The organism is Streptomyces sp. XY431, from assembly GCF_001279805.1.
Taxonomy (GTDB): domain Bacteria; phylum Actinomycetota; class Actinomycetes; order Streptomycetales; family Streptomycetaceae; genus Kitasatospora; species Kitasatospora purpeofusca.
Genome location: NZ_LGDO01000073.1, coordinates 1 through 19,454 on the forward strand (window position 1 = coordinate 1; position 19,454 = coordinate 19,454).

At 72.1% G+C, this 19,454-nt stretch carries 16 protein-coding genes and 2 pseudogenes; 11 read left to right on the top strand and 7 right to left on the bottom strand.

The window, feature by feature from the left end; genetic code table 11:
- A partial coding sequence (locus ADK60_RS10830; RefSeq protein ID WP_159400384.1) for an ABC transporter ATP-binding protein occupies positions 1 to 695 on the top strand: 695 nt, incomplete at its 5' end.
- Between the two features lie 313 nt (positions 696 to 1,008).
- Here ADK60_RS10830 and ADK60_RS10835 read toward each other — a convergent pair.
- The 3 genes from ADK60_RS10835 to ADK60_RS10845 form a co-directional block, all read right to left on the bottom strand.
- Complete coding sequence (locus ADK60_RS10835) at positions 1,009 to 2,097, bottom strand: ParB/RepB/Spo0J family partition protein (RefSeq protein ID WP_234371028.1); 1,089 nt, start codon at positions 2,095 to 2,097, stop codon at positions 1,009 to 1,011.
- A 452-nt stretch (positions 2,098 to 2,549) separates the two neighbouring features.
- On the bottom strand, positions 2,550 to 3,293 hold the full coding sequence (locus ADK60_RS10840) for a class I SAM-dependent methyltransferase (RefSeq protein WP_053645212.1): 744 nt from the start codon (positions 3,291 to 3,293) through the stop codon (positions 2,550 to 2,552).
- 332 nt (positions 3,294 to 3,625) lie between these two features.
- Positions 3,626 to 4,669 (bottom strand): saccharopine dehydrogenase family protein, encoded by a 1,044-nt coding sequence (locus ADK60_RS10845; RefSeq protein ID WP_199839639.1) that lies wholly within the window; start codon positions 4,667 to 4,669, stop codon positions 3,626 to 3,628.
- 129 nt (positions 4,670 to 4,798) lie between these two features.
- Between ADK60_RS10845 and ADK60_RS10850 the strand changes: the two genes are divergently transcribed.
- From ADK60_RS10850 to ADK60_RS41695, 4 genes are all read left to right on the top strand, one after another.
- Positions 4,799 to 5,734 (top strand): helix-turn-helix domain-containing protein, encoded by a 936-nt coding sequence (locus ADK60_RS10850; protein ID WP_053645214.1) that lies wholly within the window; start codon positions 4,799 to 4,801, stop codon positions 5,732 to 5,734.
- A 255-nt stretch (positions 5,735 to 5,989) separates the two neighbouring features.
- Positions 5,990 to 6,352 carry a peptidoglycan-binding domain-containing protein gene (locus ADK60_RS10855; protein WP_045941420.1) on the top strand — a complete coding sequence of 121 codons (363 nt, stop codon included), beginning with the start codon at positions 5,990 to 5,992 and terminating at the stop codon, positions 6,350 to 6,352.
- Positions 6,353 to 6,523: 171 nt separating this feature from the next.
- A complete protein-coding gene (locus tag ADK60_RS10860; protein ID WP_053645216.1) occupies positions 6,524 to 7,603 on the top strand; it encodes a peptidoglycan recognition protein family protein in 1,080 nt (359 codons plus the stop codon).
- Positions 7,604 to 7,852: 249 nt separating this feature from the next.
- Positions 7,853 to 8,572 (top strand): aggregation-promoting factor C-terminal-like domain-containing protein, encoded by a 720-nt coding sequence (locus ADK60_RS41695; RefSeq protein ID WP_159400385.1) that lies wholly within the window; start codon positions 7,853 to 7,855, stop codon positions 8,570 to 8,572.
- A gap of 56 nt (positions 8,573 to 8,628) precedes the next feature.
- On the opposite strand, the gene ADK60_RS10870 is transcribed toward ADK60_RS41695, so the two are convergent.
- On the bottom strand, positions 8,629 to 9,096 hold the full coding sequence (locus tag ADK60_RS10870) for a helix-turn-helix domain-containing protein (protein WP_079008234.1): 468 nt from the start codon (positions 9,094 to 9,096) through the stop codon (positions 8,629 to 8,631).
- Positions 9,097 to 9,628: 532 nt separating this feature from the next.
- On the opposite strand from ADK60_RS10870, the gene ADK60_RS10875 reads away from it, so the two are divergent.
- The 3 genes and pseudogenes from ADK60_RS10875 to ADK60_RS41700 all read left to right on the top strand — a co-directional run.
- On the top strand, positions 9,629 to 9,991 hold the full coding sequence (locus ADK60_RS10875) for a peptidoglycan-binding domain-containing protein (protein WP_045941418.1): 363 nt from the start codon (positions 9,629 to 9,631) through the stop codon (positions 9,989 to 9,991).
- 201 nt (positions 9,992 to 10,192) lie between these two features.
- Positions 10,193 to 10,534, top strand: a pseudogene (locus ADK60_RS48360) (peptidoglycan-binding domain-containing protein); the annotation flags it as partial.
- A gap of 21 nt (positions 10,535 to 10,555) precedes the next feature.
- Positions 10,556 to 10,984, top strand: a pseudogene (locus ADK60_RS41700) (peptidoglycan-binding domain-containing protein); the annotation flags it as partial.
- Positions 10,985 to 11,173: 189 nt separating this feature from the next.
- Here ADK60_RS41700 and ADK60_RS10885 read toward each other — a convergent pair.
- Positions 11,174 to 13,519 (bottom strand): ABC transporter permease, encoded by a 2,346-nt coding sequence (locus ADK60_RS10885; protein ID WP_199839641.1) that lies wholly within the window; start codon positions 13,517 to 13,519, stop codon positions 11,174 to 11,176.
- A 145-nt stretch (positions 13,520 to 13,664) separates the two neighbouring features.
- Complete coding sequence (locus ADK60_RS10890) at positions 13,665 to 14,411, bottom strand: ABC transporter ATP-binding protein (RefSeq protein ID WP_053645222.1); 747 nt, start codon at positions 14,409 to 14,411, stop codon at positions 13,665 to 13,667.
- Between ADK60_RS10890 and ADK60_RS10895 the strand changes: the two genes are divergently transcribed.
- From ADK60_RS10895 to ADK60_RS47570, 3 genes are all read left to right on the top strand, one after another.
- Positions 14,410 to 15,750: a sensor histidine kinase gene (locus tag ADK60_RS10895; RefSeq protein WP_234371029.1), complete on the top strand. Its 1,341-nt coding sequence runs from the start codon at positions 14,410 to 14,412 to the stop codon at positions 15,748 to 15,750. The genes ADK60_RS10890 and ADK60_RS10895 overlap by 2 nt on opposite strands.
- A complete protein-coding gene (locus ADK60_RS10900) occupies positions 15,747 to 16,430 on the top strand; it encodes a response regulator (protein ID WP_053645224.1) in 684 nt (227 codons plus the stop codon). Before ADK60_RS10895 ends, ADK60_RS10900 begins: the two co-directional genes overlap by 4 nt.
- A 151-nt stretch (positions 16,431 to 16,581) precedes the next feature.
- Positions 16,582 to 16,710 (top strand): hypothetical protein, encoded by a 129-nt coding sequence (locus ADK60_RS47570; protein ID WP_286185268.1) that lies wholly within the window; start codon positions 16,582 to 16,584, stop codon positions 16,708 to 16,710.
- Positions 16,711 to 17,012: 302 nt separating this feature from the next.
- Here ADK60_RS47570 and ADK60_RS10905 read toward each other — a convergent pair whose 3' ends face one another.
- On the bottom strand, positions 17,013 to 18,794 hold the full coding sequence (locus ADK60_RS10905) for a fatty acyl-AMP ligase (protein ID WP_053645227.1): 1,782 nt from the start codon (positions 18,792 to 18,794) through the stop codon (positions 17,013 to 17,015).
- Positions 18,795 to 19,454 lie beyond the last annotated feature (660 nt).

Genomic DNA, 19,454 nt, shown 5'->3' on the forward strand with positions numbered 1-19,454 from the left:
ACACCACCCCCACCCTCCACAACCTCACCTTCCACGCCCCCGCCGGCAAACTCACCGCCATCGTCGGCCCCTCCGGCGCCGGCAAAACCACCCTCACCCACCTCATCCCCCGCCTCTACGACCCCACTCACGGCACCATCCACATCGCCGGCCACAACACCCGGGACCTCACCCTCCAGTCCCTCCGCAACACCATCGGCATCGTCACCCAGGACGCCCACCTCTTCCACGACACCCTCCGCGCCAACCTCCGGTACGCCCAACCCCACGCCACCGACGAAGACCTCACCCGAGCCTGTGAAAAGGCCCTCATCTGGAACACCGTCACCCAACTCCCCCACGGCCTCGACACCATCGTCGGCGACCGCGGCCACCGCCTCTCCGGCGGCGAGAAACAACGCATCTCCCTCGCCCGACTCCTCCTCAAGGCCCCACCCCTCGTCATCCTCGACGAAGCCACCGCCCACCTCGACACCGAAACCGAAGCCGCCATCCAGCACACCCTCAGAACCACCCTCAAAAACACCACCACCCTCGTCATCGCCCACCGCCTCTCCACCATCCGCGAAGCCGACCACATCCTCGTCCTCGCCGACGGCACCATCCAGGAAGCCGGCACCCACCAACAACTCCTCGCCAACCAGAACCTCTACGCCACCCTCTACCACACCCAATTCGCCCACCAGGACTCGTAGTCGGACCCGAGCGGCGCGGCCGGCAGCGGGGAGGCCGGCGGGGCGGAGCCGGCGGCGGTCGGCGCCCCGGCCGAGCGAGGACCAGGGCACACGGTACGGCGGGCCGGGCGGCAGTGGCCTGCCCGCCCGGCAGGCAGGCAGGCAGTGGGACACAACGGCGCGCGAGCACGAGGAGCAGGGCAGCGCGGAGAGCGACACGCGCGGCCGGGGCGGGAAGCAGGGGCTCACCGACCCGGAGCGGCCCGAGGCGGCGGCCGGGAGAACGACGGTGCCGGACCGGCGGGGTCCGCCGGTCCGGCACCGATGACGCTTCTCAGCAGTGGCTCTCGGCCGGGCTCGTCTCCGTGGCCCCGCCGCGGACCTGGAGGTCGAGGTCCTGCGCGAACTCCGTCCACATGTCGGCGTACTGACGCGCCAGGCCGACGATCAGGTCCCCGCAGTGGGCCGGCACCGCCGCCGCCAGCTTCGACCACTCCCGGGTGTCGATCGCGTTCTGGCGCAGCAGGCGCAGCAGGTGGCGGCCCTCCTCCTTGTGCCGCAGCGAAGGGTCCCGCAGCAGCTTCTCCAGTACCGAGGCGGGGTCCGGTTCGACCAGCCGCATCTTCCGGACCGCCTGGCGCGGGACGGACGGGACCGTCACGACGGCCGGTACGACGGTGTCCTCGACCACGCGGTCCGGCCCGGCGTGCTCCACGGCGGGCATCTCACCGGCCGCGAGGCGGCGGCGGACGTCGCCGACCGTGGCCGGTGAGATGCCCGCCAGCCGCGCGACCTCGCGCAGCGAGGCCTCGGGGCGTTCGACGAGCAGCTCGGCGGCCCGCTTCCGGCCCTCCACGCTGTTCAGTGGGCGGATCTTGCCGTCGCGGCCGACCCGGGCGTTCACCTGCGATGTCACATCGGTCGACCGCCGTCTGATGGCGGCGACGGCCTTCGCACCCAGGCCGGAGGCCTGTGCGATGGCGCGGTCCGACATCTGCGGGTGCGTGGAGATGATCCGTGCGGCCGCTGCCCGGCGGTCCCCCTGGGAGAGGGGCAAACCATGTGCAATGTTCGCTTCAACGGCCCGCAAAAAGGCCTCTTCGCTGGTACCGTCGAAGAACTCGACATCGATCGTTTCATGGCCCTTCAGGAAAGCGGCCATCAGTCGGTGCATACCGTCGATCACGCGCATGGTGCGCCGTTCCACGAGGATCGGCGGGAGCGGCGTCTCCAGTTCCACCAGCCTGGCGACGTGTTCCGCGTCCGGCCCTTCCGAGCGCGGTGACTCGCCGGGCAGCAGGACCGCGATCGGGATGGCCATGACCTCCCGTTTCGGGGGCACGGCGGGCCGAACGGAACCGTACGAGTCCGCGGCCCTAACGCCGTTCACCGGTATCAGGACTTTGACAACAGGCCGTTCCACTTCCCGCTCCCCCGTTTGACATCCGACTTGTCTTCACTGCTTCTACGAACGGTTGGTGCGACGCGACCGACACCGCGACGCACTCGACAGGGTCATGCCATGGCAGCCGCCATCGAACCCCCTGCCACCGAGCCCTCATTTCCCACCCCGCCGGTATGCCGGGGGAGGGAACGTCGCGCCCATCACACCAGTCACTGCAGCCTCACTGACCCAACCGTTCAACAACCGTGTCCATGGTCACCGATCACCGCAGGACTGTCGATACGTCACCTCACCTTGCCCTTGCCCCTGTTCGATCACGGAGACCCCGTCCGCGCCCGCAGTCGTCTCCGTACGTCATGCCGGACCGCGGTGGTCGGGACCGGTCCGGACCTCACGACGCGTTCAACTGCGGACCGGCGGCAGTTGGACGCTCCGGGCCACCTCCGGCACTCCCCTCCGGACCGGAGCCGTCAGCGGGCGGCACCGGACGGGGCCCGCACACTGAAGAGGTAGCTGCGGCAGTCGTCCGTCACCGTGCTCACCGTCTGCCAGCTCCCTCGCTTCCACCGGTACATCCGATAGCCGAGTGTGGTGGTCAGACTGCGTACCAGGCCTGTCGGTTCCGGCTGGTACCCCGTGGAACGCTTCGTCCGATCCAGGTCCAGCTCCAGCAGGAGCGAAGGGCGGTCCCGCAGCAGGATGCCGAAGGCGCCGAGCAGGACATCGGGTTCGACCCGGCCGACGACCACCTTGATGAGATCCACCCGTTCCAGGCCCGCCTGGCGACAGAGCCGGTCCACGGTCAGGCCGGCCGGGCGGCCACCGGTCCCGATGTCCGGCGCCGCGGTGCCACCGATCACGTACAGGTGCCGGCTTCCGGACTGTGGCCCCGGCCCGCCGGGTCCGGGCTCCGTGGGCCCGCCGCGCGCGGCGCGGTGCACGACCACATTGGCGCAGCCGAGCCGGGCGGTCAGCGAGAGCATCCACCGGGCCCGGACGCGCGGCGGTTCCACACTGTGCACCTGGCCGTGCCGCCCGGCGAGCGCGGACAGCCGCCAGGTGTCGAGGCCCGATCCCGCACCGAGGTCCAGACAGACCGCTCCCGGGCGCACCAGGGGGCCCAGGAAGGCCCTGCTCGTCCAGGTGACGGCGGCCCGGCGCAGTGCCGCCGCGACCAGGACGCCGTGCACGGTCGCGTCCATCAGGCCGACCACCGGCGTCCCTTCGCCCCGCCGTCGGTCCGGTCGAACGGCCGCGCCGCGGCCCCGCGGTCGACGGACCCGCGCCTCCGGCGTCCGGGTTCCCACTCGGTCACGCGCACGACACTCCATCCGGTCGAAGCGGCGGTCCGGGCCGGACATTCCCACCCGTGATCGGCCTGCTGAACACGTCCGAGGCTAGGGTCGGCCGCCCCCGGGCACATCAGCCCACGTATTGATTGCCGGTACACCGCTGGATTGAGGGGCCCGTGGGGGCGCGGTGGGCAGGTGGGGGAACGGCGGTCCCGCGGACGGCCCGGCGTCCCGGCCGACCTGGACGGCCGGGGTCAGGCGGTCGGCTTCTGCGGGTGCAGGTCGAGTGCGAGGTGCGGGCGGAGTGCGCGCAGGAAGTCCGGGGCGTCGAAGATCTCGCCGGCGGAGGCGACGCCGGTGGTCCTGATGGAGCCGGCCAGCACGCGCTCGAGGGCCTCGACGACCAGGGGTGCGGTGATGGCGTAGATGTCCTGACCGCCGGCCGTGATCCGGCGTTCGGCCTTGCCCGAGCGGACGACGACGTCGACGAGGAAGGTCTGGTCCGAGCGCCCGCTCTCGTCGGCGGCGACCGGGGCGGGCGTGTGGGGAGCCACGACGTCCCGGACCGCCTCGGTGTTCATGTAGGTGGTCACGTCGGGGATGGACAGGTGCTGCGGGACGGTGACGACGTCCGCCATCGTGAACTCCCCGATCACCGGCCGGGGGCCCATCGGCTCCGGGAAGGCCCACTCCAGGGTGGGCGCGGCATCGGTGCGGCGCTCCCACTGTCCGCCGCGGTAGCGCAGGCGGTAATCGCCGCGCCGCTCGCGGGAGACCGCACCCGAGAGCCGGGTGCCGGCGGTGGGGTGCCAACTGCTGAGCGCGTAGGCGATGTGCGCCTCGTCGGCCTCGGTCCAGTCGCCCATCGCGGCGGTCACGAGCAGGTCGCCGAGACCGCCGAAGAAGGCCATGGCCGGCACGATCACCGCTCCCGCGTCCCGGGCCCGCTCGCGGTAGTGGGCGAAGGTGTCGAGGTTGGCCTCCAGCTCGGCGGCCACGTCCAGGTAAGGGATCTTCGCGCGCAGCGCGGCCTCGATCACGGGGCCGGTGGTCGAGGCGAAGGGACCGGCGCAGTTGATGACCGCCGCCGTTCCCGCCAGGGCCCGGTCCAGCGAGGCCGGGTCCTCGGCCGACGCCACCCGGGCCTCCAGCCCGTACTCGTCGGCCAGTTCCTCCAGGGCCCGTGCGTTGCGCCCGGACAGTACCGGCACGAACCCGCGCGCGACGAGCTCCGCGACCACGAACCGCCCGGTGCGACCGTACGCGCCGAACACCGCCACCAGCTGACCTGACCCCATGAGACTGCTCCCCGTCCGCTCGAACACCCGCTGCGATGCCGGTCCGCTGCGGCCCGACACCCACATCCTGTCCCTGCGGCAGCACCCCGCGCGAGCGTCGGGAACGACATGCCGCATACAGTTTCGGACATGCCCGCTGTCGCGCTGGCCGTCACCGACGGCATGCTCCACTACGAACTGTCCGTGGCCGTCGAGGTCTTCGGATCCGATCTGACCCACATCGTGGACCCCTGGTACGACTTCTCCCTCTGCGGGAGCGCTCCGGTGCGCGTCGGCCGTTTCCTTCTGGAGCCCGACCACGGACTCGACCACCTCGCGCACGCGGACACGGTGATCGTCCCCGGCTGGGCCGACACGGACCGCGAACCGCCCGCCGAACTGGTCGAGGCGGTGCGCGCCGCCCACGCCGCCGGCGCCCGCGTGGCCTCCCTGTGCACGGGCGCCTTCGTCCTGGGCGCGGCGGGACTGCTCGACGGCAGGCGCGCCACCACACACTGGGCCCACACCCGGGAGCTGGCCCGGCGCCACCCGGCGGCCGCCGTCGATCCGGACGTCCTCTACGTCGACAACGGCGACGTCCTCACCTCCGCGGGCAAGGCCGCCGCCATGGACCTGTGCCTGCACCTGGTCCGCCTCGACCACGGCGCGGCCGTCGTCAACAGGATCGCCCGACGCCTGGTCGTCCCGCCGCATCGCGACGGCGGCCAGGCCCAGTTCATCGCCACCCCCGTCCCCGCCCCGGGCAACCACCCCCTGGGCGAGCTCTTCCCCTGGGCGCTGGAGCGACTGGACCAACCGCTCACCGTGGAGGACCTTGCCCGCCATGCCCGCATGAGCTCACGCCACCTCGGCCGCCACTTCAAGCACCTCACCGGCACCACGCCGCTGCAGTGGCTCCACACCCAGCGCATCCGCCACGCCCAGGAACTCCTGGAGACGACCGACGCCACCGTCGACACCATCGCCGCGACCACCGGTATGGGCACCGCCACCACCCTGCGGCGACACTTCCACCGCAGCGTCGGCGTCCCGCCCGACACCTACCGCCGCACCTTCCGCCCCTGAGGAGCAGTTCGAGGCCCCACCCGCCGAGCGGCGCCGGCGGGACGGGGACGGGACGAGGGCGGGACGGGGACGGGACGGGAACGGGGACGGGGACGGAGGCCCCGGCCGGTCCAGGACGTCCCAGGGACGGGAATGCCCTGGTGGGACGGGTGGCGCGGCGCCGAGCATGGGCCATGTCCGAGTCACGGACCGCAGACCCGGGGCAGTGCTCCGCCGGAGCGGCCCGTGACCGCTTCCGAGATGGGGGAACCTTCCATGATCAAGCACGTGTTCCGGCGCGGAGCCGTCACCCTCGGCGCTGTCGCCGTCGCCGTCACCTCGCTCGCCGGCGTCGCCCACGCCGACCGGGGCGTCCCGTACGTCAAGCCCGGCCAGCGCGGCGACGGGGTCGCCTGCGTGCAGCAGGGGCTGCGCAACGCGGGGTACTCCATCACGGTCGACGGCCAGTACGGCAACGCGACCTACGCGGCACTGACCGACTTCCAGCAGCACCGCGGCCTCTCGGCGGACGGCATCGTCGGTCCGAAGACCGGCGACGCCCTCTACTACGGCTACCTCAAGCCCTCGGGCAACCTGGTCCAGATCGAGTTCTGCCCCACGGTCATCCCCACCAGCTGACCCGCCGCCCGGACGACCCGCCGGACCCGTCCGCCGGGTCCGGGCGGCCCACCCGCTGCCCTCGTGCCGTCACCAGGCGCGGGGGCAGCGGTGCTCCGCCGCGCCACCGGGCCTCCCGCTCCTCCACCCCTCCTCTCCCCTCCTCCTCCGAAGGACCAGGTAGCCCTCGACATGACCACCGACCCCACCCCCTCCCACCCCGGGCGCCGCTCGGTGCTCGCCGGCGCCTTCGCGCTCGGCACCGGCGCACTGTTCTCCGCCACGCTCCCCTCCGGGGCGGCACACGCCGCCACCGGCCCGGCAATCGCCTCGACGGCCGTCTGGGGCGCCCGGCCCGCGTCCGGCCCGCTCGGCATCCTGCCCGGCGCGCCGGACAAGGTGATCGTGCACCACACCGCGACCGCCAACGTCACCAACTACTCGCAGGCCGCCGCGTTCTCGCTGGCCAGGTCGATGCAGACCTACCAGATGGACAGCGAGGGCTGGATCGACACCGGCCAGCACTTCACCGTCAGCCGCGGCGCGTACATCACGGAGGGCCGGCACAACAGCCTGTCCACGCTGTCCAGTGGCACCCAGCACGTGGAGTCCGCCCACTGCACGGGGCAGAACACGGTGGCGATCGGCATCGAGAACGAGGGCACCTACAGCACCGTCGACCCGCGCAGCGAGCAGTACGCGGCGCTGGTCGCCCTCATCGCCCACATCTGCCGCCAGTACGGGCTGCGGGCCTACCAGATCTACGGGCACCGCGACTTCAACACCACCGAGTGCCCCGGCGACCGCCTGTACGCGCTGATACCGCAGCTGCGCCGCGACGTGGCCGCCCAGATCGGCGGGGACCCGACCGGCCCGGTGTGGCCGGTGCTGACCAGCGGCGCCTCGGGCGAGCGGGTGAAGACCCTGCAGTACCTGCTGGTGCAGCGGGGCGCCACCCTGACCGTGGACGGCTCGTTCGGTCCGGCCACCCGCAGCGCCGTCACGGCCTTCCAGAACACGGTGCACGCCTCGGCGGACGGTGTCGCGGGCAACCAGACCTGGAGCCAGGCGGTCGCGCCGCTCGCGCGCGGGGCCTCCGGCAGCGCGGTGACCGCCGTGCAGAGCCAGTTGGTCGCCCACGGCGTCACGGTGGCGGTCGACGGCGCCTTCGGCCCCGGGACGCAGTCCGGGGTGGCGTCCTTCCAGAGCGCGGCGTCGCTGCCCGCCGACGGCGTGGTCGACGCCCGGACCTGGAGCCGGATGCTCGCCTGACGCCCGATGCCGTACGGCTCCGGCGCCGCCCGCGGACCAGGTCACCGCGGGCGGCGCCGCTGTGCGTCGCACGGGCAGCGGCGCAGCGTCCGTCGTTGGGCGAGTGACGCCGCGTCCGCCCCGAACGGTCGGTCCCGGCCGTCGCGGGACGTCCCCGAATCGCGGTGGACCGTGGTGGGACGCCGGTACCCGGGCCGAGAGTGGGCGGCACCGCCTGATCGTCCGACAGGCGCACCGGAAGGGATGACCGTGAAACACATCGCAGCCCTGCGCGGCCTCGCCGTGGCCGTGCTCGCACTCGTCGCCTTCGCCCTGCTGCCCGCACAGGCGCAGGCCGTCGACTCGACCACCTGGATCCAGCGCAACCTGGTCGGGATCGGCTACCTGGCGAGCGGCGGCGTCGACGGCGCGTACGGCCCGGCCACCACCGCCGCCGTCCGCGGCTTCCAGCGCGACAACGGGCTCGACGAGGACGGCGCGTACGGTCCCAGGACCGAACTCGCCCTCCACAACAAGGTCGCCGAGGTCCAGCGCGCGACCGGCTCCGGCGCCGACGGGGCCTACGGCGCGGGGACGACCTCCTCCGTCGCCGCCTGGCAGCGGGCGCACGGGCTCGGCTCCGACGGCATCGCCGGCCCCGCGACCATGAACGCGCTGGGGATCGCCCGGACGGTGCGGATCACCGCGCAGTGGAAGTTCCCCGCCCTCGGCTGGAGCGTGAGCGGGCAGTTCGGCTGCCTGGAGCAGATCTACACCCACGAGAGCGGCTGGAAGGTCTACGCGACCAACCCCTCGTCCGGCGCGTACGGGATACCGCAGGCGCTGCCCGCCACCAAGATGGCCTCCGCCGGAGCCGACTGGCAGACCAACCCGGCCACCCAGCTCAGCTGGGGCCTGAGCTACATCAAGTCGCGCTACGGCGACCCGTGCTCGGCGTGGAGCTTCTGGCAGTCCCACAACTGGTACTGAGCGGCACGCGGGAAGGGCCCCACCCCGGGCGGGGTGGGGCCCTTCCGGTGTCGTACCTACAGGCCGCCGCCGGAAAGGGTGCCGCGCCGCAGCTCCCGTCCCTGGGCGACGGACCGCGCCAGACCCGCCGTCAGGGCCAGTGCCAGCACGGTCAGCGACCACAGGGCCATCTGCCGGCGGTCCTGCGCGGCGGCGTCCCCCTCGCCGGGCGCACCGGAGCGCCCGGCGGCGCCCGCTGCGGCGGCCGGCGCGGCGGCCGAGGTGCGGCAGGCCTCCGCCAGGGTCCACAGCTCCAGCAGGCGCCGCTCGTCGGCCTGGCAGACGACGGCGATCCGCTCGACGGCGTCACGCGGCGGGAACTGCTTGCCGTTCACCCACCGCTCCCACGAGGACTTCGCGTAGTGGGTGTGCTCACTGATCCGGGCGTAGGTCAGGCCGGACGAGGACTTCAGCGACTGAAGCTCCTCGGAGAGGCGGTCGGCGGGGTCCTTCGGCGCGCCGCCGGACACAAGAACATGGTCCATCGTTCGTTTCCCCCTGGTCGTTCCGTTGTGCGATCGAGGACGCGCGACGGAGCCGGGTGCCGTGCCGCACTCCCGCCGGCCGGTCCCCACGGGCCGTACCGGTCTCCCGGCGGCCGAGCCCCCCGCCCCCGCGGTGCGCCCTCCCGCAGCACGGCCCACCCCGGGTCACGTGCTACGGCTCGATCCACTGTGACATCCCCGGAACGAAGATCCACGATCTTCCTGTTCTTGGGACGGGTACGACGTATACCACCGCCCTGAGCTGCGGTTTGAGACACCGGGACCGCTCAGGTTGAGACACCGCGGGACTCGGACGGGCGCCGTGGGACGCCCTCGCCGCGCACGGTACGGAGCCGCCGCGCGGTGCGCCTGACCAGCCGCGACGCCTCCGCCTCCGTCCCCGGCCGGCGCACCCGCGAGGGAGGGCGTCCCAGGGACGCGAAACGTTCGCGGGACGTCTTCGGGGCTTCCTAGTGTCGGCTGCCGACGGTCGTTGCGGCCGCCCTCACCCACGTCTCCCAGGAGCCCCGCCATGCCCATGTTCCCGATCATCAAGCGCGCCGCCCTCGTGACGGCCACCGCCGCCGTCGCGGTCACCGTCCTGGCGGGCACCGCCAGCGCGCGGCCCTCGGCCGGCGAGATCGCCTACGGCGACCGCGGGACCGGCGTCAAGTGCGTGCAGCTCGCGCTGAACGCCTCCCTGCACTCCGGCCTCCAGACCGACGGCATCTGGGGCGCCCGCACCGAGACCGCCCTGCGCCAGTTCCAGAAGGCCAACCACCTCGACGTGGACGGGGTGGTCGGCGTCCAGACCGGCTCCCAGCTGCTCGAGGTGATCGTCCACAACGAGCACGACTGGGGCACCACCTGCTGGGAGAACCTGCCGACCTGGTAGCCCGCCCTCCCCTCCCCTCCTCTCATCTCTCCTCTCTCCTCTCGTCCCCTCATCCCTCAGCAGAAGTGAGGAACTTCCGTGAAGCGCTTCCCGGCCGCAGTGGCCGCGGTCTTCGCCGCCCTCCTGGCAGCAGTGCTGTCCGTCCCCGCCGCCCACGCCGCGAGCTGGCCCGTCGTCCGCAACGGCGACCAGGGCGCCAAGGTGTCCACCGTCCAGTACCTGCTGAACGCCCGCGGCTACGCCACCGGCGCCGACGGCGCGTTCGGCCCCGCGACCGAGGCCAAGGTCAAGAGCTTCCAGAGCGCCAACGGCCTGAGCCCGGCGGACGGCATCGTCGGCGGCGCCACCTGGCCGAAGCTGATCGTCACCGTCCGCCAGGGCGACAACGGCGACGCCGTCAAGGCACTCCAGGTCCAGCTGAACGCCCGCGGCGCCAACCTCTCCGTGGACGGCGCCTTCGGAGCCGGCACCGACTCCTCGGTCCGCGGCTTCCAGCAGTCCGCCGGCCTGAGCCCGGTCGACGGCATCGTCGGCCCCGCCACCTGGTCCGCCCTGCTCTCCGGCGGGGGCGGCAGCACCGGCGGCGGCAGCGGCGACCTGCTCAGCCAGTCCCAGGCCGCCTCGCTGCTCTCCTCCGCGGGCATCACCTGGTCCTCCTCGGGCAACTGCTCCAACCGCAACAGCAGCAGCTGCACCTCCTTCGACGGCCTGCGCCGCGCCTCCGCGGACGGCGCCGTCGCGCTCAAGCACGCCGTGGGCGGCTGCGGCCTGACCATCACCGGAGGCACCGAGACCGGCCACGCCGCCGGCACCTACAGCCACGCCAACGGCTACAAGCTGGACTTCGCGATGGTGAGCTGCCTCACCAACCACATCACCGGCAACTTCGCCTACAGCGGCGTCCGCGGCGACGGCGCCACCCTCTACACCGCCCCCTCGGGCAACGTCTACGCCAACGAGGGCAACCACTGGGACGTGACCTTCACCGGCTGACGGCCACCCCGCACGACCGCACCCCGAGGGGCACCGGACACATCCGGTGCCCCTCGGGGCTTCGAGCACCTCCTGGGCCGGGACGGCCGCCCCGCACACCCACCTGACCAGCCGTTGCAGGACGGTGGATGCACGCTTCTGCTACGGCGACCGGCGGCGCTGCTCGGTCCTGCCCGGTCCTGCCCGGTCCTACTCGGTCCGCAGCGCGGTGGCGGTCCGGGTCTTCGCCGCCCAGCCGGCCGGCAGCAGTGCGCCGAGCAGGGCGATCACGATCCCGCCCGCCAGCAGGGGGACGAGCAGCCCGGTGGTGTAGACGTGGGACACGCTCGGCGGCAGGTGCCGGCCGATCGCGTTCCCCATCGGGGTCAGCGTCGCCTTCTCCACCGCGACCCCGAGCGGGACCCCGATCAGCCCGGCGACCAGGCCGGTGAGTGTCACCGAGGTCAGGACCATCGCGACGGTCTGCTTGGGTGTCATCCCGAGGGCCTTGAAGATCCCCAGGTCATGAACCCGCTCCCGGGTGTCCTGCACAACCATGCTCAGCACCCCGAGCGCGGCGACCGCGACCATCATCAGCGTGAGCGTGACCACCAGGGCGCCCATGGTGATCACAATGATGTTCTTGCCCCCGTCCGAGTGCGGCTGGACCGAGGCGTTCAGCGGGGCCAGCGCGGCGGCGGCCGAGGCGGACCAGTCCGGTCCGTCGACGTTGTCGGCAAGCTCGACGTTGAACTGGTCGATGTGCGGGGTCAGACCGGCGGCGGTGAAGGTGGCCGCATCCGTCATGGCCGTATAGTCGCCCGCGTTGGTGTTGAAGTTGATGCCGACGACCTTCAGCGACAGTTGCTTGTTCTGCTGCACCACGGTGACGTTGTCACCGACGTGGATCCCCACCGCCGTGGCCAACTTGTCTCCGACCACGGCCTCGCCGGGCGCCGAGTACCAGCGGCCGGACAGCAGCTCCAGGTGCGTCCAGGAGAAGTCGCCGGTGACCGTGAACACCTGCGTCGGTTCGCCGCCGGTCGGGGCGCCGACCATGGTCGCGCCGCTGTCGCCCCAGCCGAACGCGGTCTTGGTGCCCGGGGTCCTGGCGAGCGCAGCGGCCACCTCGGCGGCGTCCAGGTGCGACTTGCGCGGGTCGTTCGGGCCGTAGAGGTCCCAGGGCACGCCTACCTCGGCTGTGGGAATCACGATCTTCGACGCGACGCTGAAGCCTGAGGTGCTGGTGTCCAGGTACTTGTTGAACCCGGACTCCAGCCCCGCCGCGAACGTGACACTCACCACGCCGAACAGCACCGCCGCACCGACCAGTACGGTCCGAGCCGGCCGGGCGAACGGCTGGGCCAGCCCGAACGACACGGCCCGGGGCAGCGGCAGCCGCGAGGCCAGACGGTGCGCCCTCCGACCGCCCCCGGCCTTGGGGGCGCGGCCGACGACCAGAGCCCGCACGGTCGACATCCGGCCGGCTCGCAGTGCCGGGATCAGAGCCGTGACGCCGACGACCAGCAGGGTGCCCAGCGGCACCACGGCGCTGACCCACAACGGAATCGTGGCACTGGCCGCGCCGAGCTGCTTGGTGGCCCCGTCCAGGATCGGTACAGCCAGGAGGTTGCCGAAAGCCGTGCCGAGCACCAGGCCGACCGTCGCCGGGATCATGGCCTGCGCGGTGTAGGCGCGGGCCACCTGCGAAGGAGTGAAGCCCAACGACTTCAGAATCCCGATGCGCCGGATTCCCGAGGCCACAGCCCCGCTGACCACGATCGAGATGATCAGCACCGACATGAACAGCCCGAGGATCCCGAAGGCGACCAGGAACGGCACGTAGGCCTTGGCGTTGCCGGTCACCTGCTGCTCCGCAGTCAGGTACGACTGTCCGGCCTCGACCGAGCCGGCCGGCGCGGCGGCGACCACCGCCTGCTTGTCGGTGGCGATGTCGGCGTCGGTCCCGGCCTCGGCGAACCGGTAGAGCATCTGCTCGTCGGCCTTGGCACCGGCAGTGGTGATCCGCGCGAAACCGTCGGCGGTGGCAAAGGCGGTGGCGCTGTTGGTCACCGAGTCGGCGAAGCCGACGACCTTGAACGACGGCTTGCCCGGCAGCGAGGAGAACACCACCGAACTGCCGAAGCAGTCGACGGCATAGTGCTGCCACGGCAGGGCGATCTCGCCCGGGCCGGTCGGCCAGCGCCCCCGGGTCAGCAGCAGCTGGTCCATCCCGGAGGTGCTGCCCAGGTCGGGCCGGGTGGTGACGGTGATCGGGTGATTGTCGGTACCGGCGAAATCGTTCTTGGGGCAGTCCGTGCCGACGGTCGTGTCCAGGGCGGCGGCGATCGGGTACGGCCCGGACGCCTCGGTGACGCCGGCGGCGTGCGCGGTGGCGGCGGCCTCTGCGGCCGTGGCCTTCGAGCTGTCGAACTGGACCGCCAGGTGTGCCCCGTTCCGAGCGCTGAAAGCGTGCTCGAACGGGGCCTGCACGACAGTCAGCAGGCCGAGGGAGAGCACCGAGGACGTCACCGCGGCGAACGTTGTGAGGGCCATGACGAGCGACTGGAGCCGACGCCGGCCCACGCCGGAGCGTACGACCTTGCCCAAGGCGCTCATCGGCTCACCGCCGGCAGCAGGCGGGCCGCGGCACGGGATCCGAGCTCGAAGAGGCGCCGGGGCATCGGCGGCTTGCGCAGTGTCATCCGACCGCTCCCGCCGGACGGGGCAGCAACGTGCGGGCGGCCAGGCCGGCACCGCTGCCGTTGTTGACGACGTCCCGCTTGACCGCGCCGTCCACCAACTCGATCGTGCGGCCCGCGGTGCTCGCCGCCAACTGCACATCGTGGGTCACCAGCAGGATGGTCTGGCCCTCGCTGTTCAGGTCCAGCAGCAGCTGGCGCACGTCCTCGGCCGAGCTCGAGTCCAGCGCGCCGGTGGGCTCGTCGGCCAGCAGCAGCGCCGGCTTGTTCATCAGGGCCCTGGCCACCGCCACCCGCTGCCGTTGCCCGCCGGACAGCCGCTGCGGGTAGGCCTTGGCATGCCGGTCGATGCCCAGCGAGCCGAGCAGCTCGATGGCCCGCCGCTTCGCTTCGCCCTTGTCCATCCCGGCCAGCTGCGCCGGAACCATGACGTTGTCCAACACGGTCAGGTCGTCGAGCAGGTTGAAGAACTGGAAGACCATGCCGATCGAGGCCCGGCGGTACTTCGCCGAACCGGCCTCACCGAGCTGGTCGACGCGGGTGCCGTCGACGGTGACACTGCCGCTGGAGGGCCTGTCCAGGCCGGCGATCAGATTCAGCAGCGTGGACTTCCCGCTGCCGGAATGGCCGAGGATCGCCACGCACTCACCGGACGCCACGGACAAGGTCACACCGGCCAGCGCGGGCGGGCCCTCGTCATACTTTTTTGTCGCGTCTTGGAGAGCGATCATCGGCGGGTTCGTCATGGCCCTGAACCTAGGAACGGACCATGATCCATCGCGTCGGCTGGCGGATGTAACCCTCCCCGGGCCATCGGCCCGGCGGTGTACCGGCGCATACATCCCCGGGGCGACGCGCAGAGCCGACGCCACGGAATACGATCCCCGTATGGAAGAGCTCCTCCAGCGTCTCTCGACATCGAAGCGCGTGACCTGGCTGACATCACAGGCCGTGGTGCTGGCCACCGCCGGCTTCTACGCGCTGATGCTCCCCTTGACGACGCCGAGCCCTGCCGACGGCCTGTTCCGGTTCCCCGACCTCGGGGCCTACCACCGGATTGGTCTCTGCGTGGTGCTCGCCCTTCCGATCCTGCTGGTGCGCCGTCTGCCGGCGACCGTCTTCACGGTTGTCCTGGGCGAATCAGCCCTCGGCGACCTTTTCGGCGCGCGGCCCTTGATCGTGTTCATCCTGCTCGTCGCCTTGAGCGGGTACCTCGCCGCCCGGCGGCCGAAGGCTGCCGCCGTCGGCTCCGTCGCGGGCGTCGCGGCCGCGTTCGTCAACGACATCCACGTCAGCGGGCAGTCCGTCGGCGACGCGGCCCAGTGGTCCGGGGGGCTCGCGTTGTGGTTCGCGGTCGCGTGGGTGTTCGGGGGGGTGTACCGCAAACGCTGTGAGTACCTCGAAGCCCTGCACGAGCAGACCGCGGCCCGCGCCGTCATGGCCGAGCGGCTGCGGATCGCCCGTGAACTGCACGACAGCGTCGCGCACAGCATCGGGATCATCACGGTGCTGTCGGGAGCGGCGGCGCGGGTCGTGGAGACCAGGCCCGAGCAGACGCGGCAGGCGCTGACCGGCATCGAGACCACCAGCCGGGAGACGCTGCTGGGGCTGCAGCGCATGCTCGGGGCGCTGCGCCGCGCCGAGCCGGACGACGCCATGCCGTCGGCGGCTCCGCTGGCGCCGGCCGGCAGCCTGGCCGACGTCCCGCAGCTCGCCGAACGCACGGCCGGCGCCGGGGTGCGGGTCCATGTGACCTGGCGGGGCGAGCAGCGTCAGCTGCCGCCGGAGATCGAGCTGTCGGCGTTCCGGATCATCCAGGAGTCGGTGACGAACGTGGTGCGGCATTCCGGGGCGCGGACGTGCCGGGTCGCGGTCGGTTACGAGCCGGAAGGGGTGACGATCGAGGTGGTGGACGACGGGGAGGACAGTCTCGGCGGGCCGGGCCGTCCGAGGCACTCCGCGGCCGGCGGGAGCGGCTTCGGCCTGCTCGGCATGCGCGAGCGAGTGACCTTGCTGTCCGGCCAGTTCAGCGCCGGCCGGCGTCCGGAGGGCGGATTCCGGGTGATGGCGAGCCTCCCGGTATGAGCGTGCGAGTACTGCTGGCCGACGACCAGCCCCTGATGCTGGTCGGGCTCGCCATCCTGATCGGCAACACCGACGACCTGGAGGTGGTCGGCGAGGTCGGCAACGGCCACGAGGCGGTGCGCCTGGTACGTGAGCTGCGGCCGGACGTCGTGGTGATGGACATCCGGATGCCGGGCATGGACGGGATCGAGGCGACCCGGCAGGCGACCGCCGAACCGGACCCGCCCAAGGTGCTGGTGCTGACGACCTTCGACGACGACGAGTACGTCTACGGCGCACTGCGCGCCGGCGCCAGCGGATTCCTGCTCAAGAGCATGGCCCTGGACGCGATCCTGGACGCGATCCGCGTGGTGGCGGCCGGCGAGGCGTTGCTCGCGCCGAGCGTGACCCGACGGCTGATCGCGGACTTCGCCGGAACATCCGGCCCTGCGGCCCCCGAACCGAACGCCCGGCCCGCCGCGGACTCAAGGCTCATCGCGGACATCACCGACCGGGAGCGCGAGGTGCTGGCACTGGTCGGACAGGGACTGTCGAACACTGAGATCGCCGAGCGGTTGGTGATCAGCGTGGCGACGGCGAAGACCCATGTCGCGCGACTGTTCGCCAAGCTCGAGGCGCGAGACCGCGTCCACCTGGCGATCATCGCCTTCGACACCGGACTCGTGCCGCGCAGACGGTAGGGCAGGACGAGAAGAACGATGCCTGGCAACGTCAGCACCCTGTACGTGCTCATCGCTGCTTCACTGGCGTGTTCGCGCGCTGTCCCGACGAACCCACCCGGGAAGTGCGCCGCAGGCTACCGGGCGTGACCTGGTTCCCGCGGTCGGCAGCATGCTGCTCGTGCTCGTCGACCTGCGGCCCGAGCACATCGACGCCCGGGTGAGCACGCAGCTCGCCGCCGGCCTCGGGCGCACCACCGTTCACCACGCGGTGGGGTGGCCGTGCTGCGAGGCGCCCTGAACCACGCGGTGCGGACGTGGCGGCTGCGCTACAACCCGGACGGGTCGAACGTGTACGCGATCGCCGCGCCGAGCGCCCGAGGGTCCGGATTGCCGGTCAGGCGCAGCACCATGCGGTTGCTGTAGGCCGCATTCGGTCCTTGGAGCTGCGCAGGGAACCGGAGCCGGCTTCTCGCGCGCGGCGAGCGACCGCCGAGAACGGTGTCCTCCGCGGCGCTCGATCCGCGCCCGTGAGCCCTTACCAGGCCTGCATCCACGTCGACCGGTTCGCGATCCCGCGTGCGGTGCCGGTGCGGGCGGGCGTCACAGGGTTTCGGGCCCTGCGGTCAACTGCCGTACCGCGGGTTCGAGTTCGGTGTGCAGGGCAGTGATCTCGCCGGCCAGGAAGCGGTCGCGCATCGCGGCGCGCTGGATCTTGCCACTGGTGGTGCGGTGGACACTGCCGCGCCGCACCAGCAGGACGTTGCGGACCGGCGCTCCGGTGGCGGCGGTGAGGCGGCGGATGACGGCCGCCGCCGCGGCGCGCAGTTCCTCGGCCGATACGGTCGGGCTGACCTCGTGCACCAGCACGATCCGCTCGTCGGGGGCCTGGACGCCGAAGGCGGCGCCGACGAACTTCTCCAGCGCGGGGTGGGCGGCGCGCGCCTCGTGTTCGAGGTCGTGCGGGTAGAGGTTGCGGCCGTGGACGATCATCACCTCCTTGAGCCGACCGGTGATGAACAGCTCGCCGTCCACCAGGGCACCCAGGTCGCCGGTGCGCAGCCAGCCGGGTTCGGTGTCGTCAGCGCCGGCGGGGCGGGCCTCGAAGGTACTGGCGGTGAGGTCGGGCTTGCCCCAGTAGCCGTGGCCGACGCTGTCGCCGCGCAGCCAGATCTCGCCGACCTCGCCGGCGGACAGGGGGCGCCGGGTGGCGGGGTCGACGATCAGGGCGTCGAAGGCCTCGGGGCGTCCGACGCCGGTGATCTCCTTGGCGTGGCCGTCACGGGCGGGAACCAGCGCGGGGCGGTCCGCGTCAGCGAGGCGCTGGGCGTCGACAACCAGGACGGTCGGCTCGCGGTCGATGGGGGTGCCGCTGGCGTAGACGGTGACCTCGGCCATGCCGTAGCCGGCCGCGACGGCTTCGGGACGCAGGCCGATCTGCGCGAATCGCTTGGTGAACGCGGCGATGGTGGGGGCATGGATCGGCTCGGAACCGTTGATCAGGAAGCGCAGCGGTGACAGGTCGAGCCCTTCGAGGTGTTCGTCCTTGATGAGGCGCAGCGCGATGCCGTACGCGAAGTTGGGGGCGGAGGTCGCGGTGGTCCGGAGTTCGCTCATCATCCGGAACCACTCGACGGGCCTGCGGGCGAACACCGTCGGCGGCATCAGGACCGATGTCGCGCCGCAGAAGAGTGCGCCGCTGAGCTGGACGAAGAGACCGAAGTCGTGGTGCAGCGGCATCCAGCTGCCGAACGAGTCGTCACTGTTCAGACCCACGACGGTGTACTGGGCCCCGAGGTTCGCCAGGACGTTCCCGTGAGCGAGCATCACGCCCTTCGGGGTGCCGGTGGAGCCGGAGCTGTACTGGAGGACGGCGAGCGAGTCGTGGTCGGCGTGGCGGCCTCGGAGCGCCGCAAGGGGGACCTCACCTGCCGGCACAGGGGCGGCGGCCCGGACGGGGACGCGGCCCAGGCCCTGCGTCTGGAAGCGCTCGGCGAGCGTGTCGAGGTCCCCGGCATCGGCGAACACCAGTCCTGGGGTGCAGTCAGCGGCGATCGCGGCGACGCGCTGGGCGGCGCTGCTGGAGCCGGTCGCCGGCGGGGCGGGCACGGCGATGACACCGGCCAGCAGGCAGGCGAGGTAGAGCTCGACGAACTCGGTGCCGGTGGACAGCGCGATGAGGACGCGCTCGCCGGGAGCCAGGTGCTGCGCCAGGTCGGCGGCGCGCAGGCCGGCCCGGCGGGCGAGTTCGGCGTAGCTGAGGCTTTCGTGCGTGGCCTCGGTGGAGTCGCGGTAGATGGTGATCGCGGTCTTGTCGGGGTTCTGGGCGACGCTCGCGGCGAACGCGTCGCCGAGGTTCCGGTAGCCGGTCAGCTCGAAGGCCATTGCTTCCCCTTGGGCTTGGCGCTGCGTCGATCCGGGCGGCGCGCGGACATGCACGGCGGCCCGCGCTGCGCGGCTGAGTGGTGTCGTTCTCGCCTGTCTCGATCAAGCGGTTCGGCCGCAGCTCTGCCCACGGTTCCGCGATCCGGTCCAGGCGTCCTGACGTCCTGACGTCCTGAATTCCGGCCTCGCCGAACTCCGTCGGTTCCTGGCGGCGCAGACCACTATGCCCCAACCACTGGCGATAGTGCGGGCGTTCAACCGGTGCGAATGATCAGCACGGGTGTGTTCAACCATCGCCGTGCGCCAGTTGGACGAGGACCGGCGGGGGGGATGCCGCGCCCCCGGCACGGGGGTTTTCCGGGAGCGCGGCGGTCTCACACCAGGGGCTGTCCGACAATTCGCGCCGCATCAGCGCGCGGCGGGAATTGTCCGACCCCCAGTCGGCAGGGTGGAGCCCGTGCGTCCTCCGTCGGACGACCGCAGGGCCGTGGCCTCCGTCGCAGGGATGCGGTCGGACGGCCGGCCCGCAGTCGGCCGAAGGCCCTGAAGGGCTCAGGCCGCGGGCAGTTCGGCCACCAGGCCGGCCAGGTGAACGGTCAGAGCCGCCACCGTGTCGACGTCCCACACCAGGGTCGGCTCCACGGTCACACCCAGGTTGTC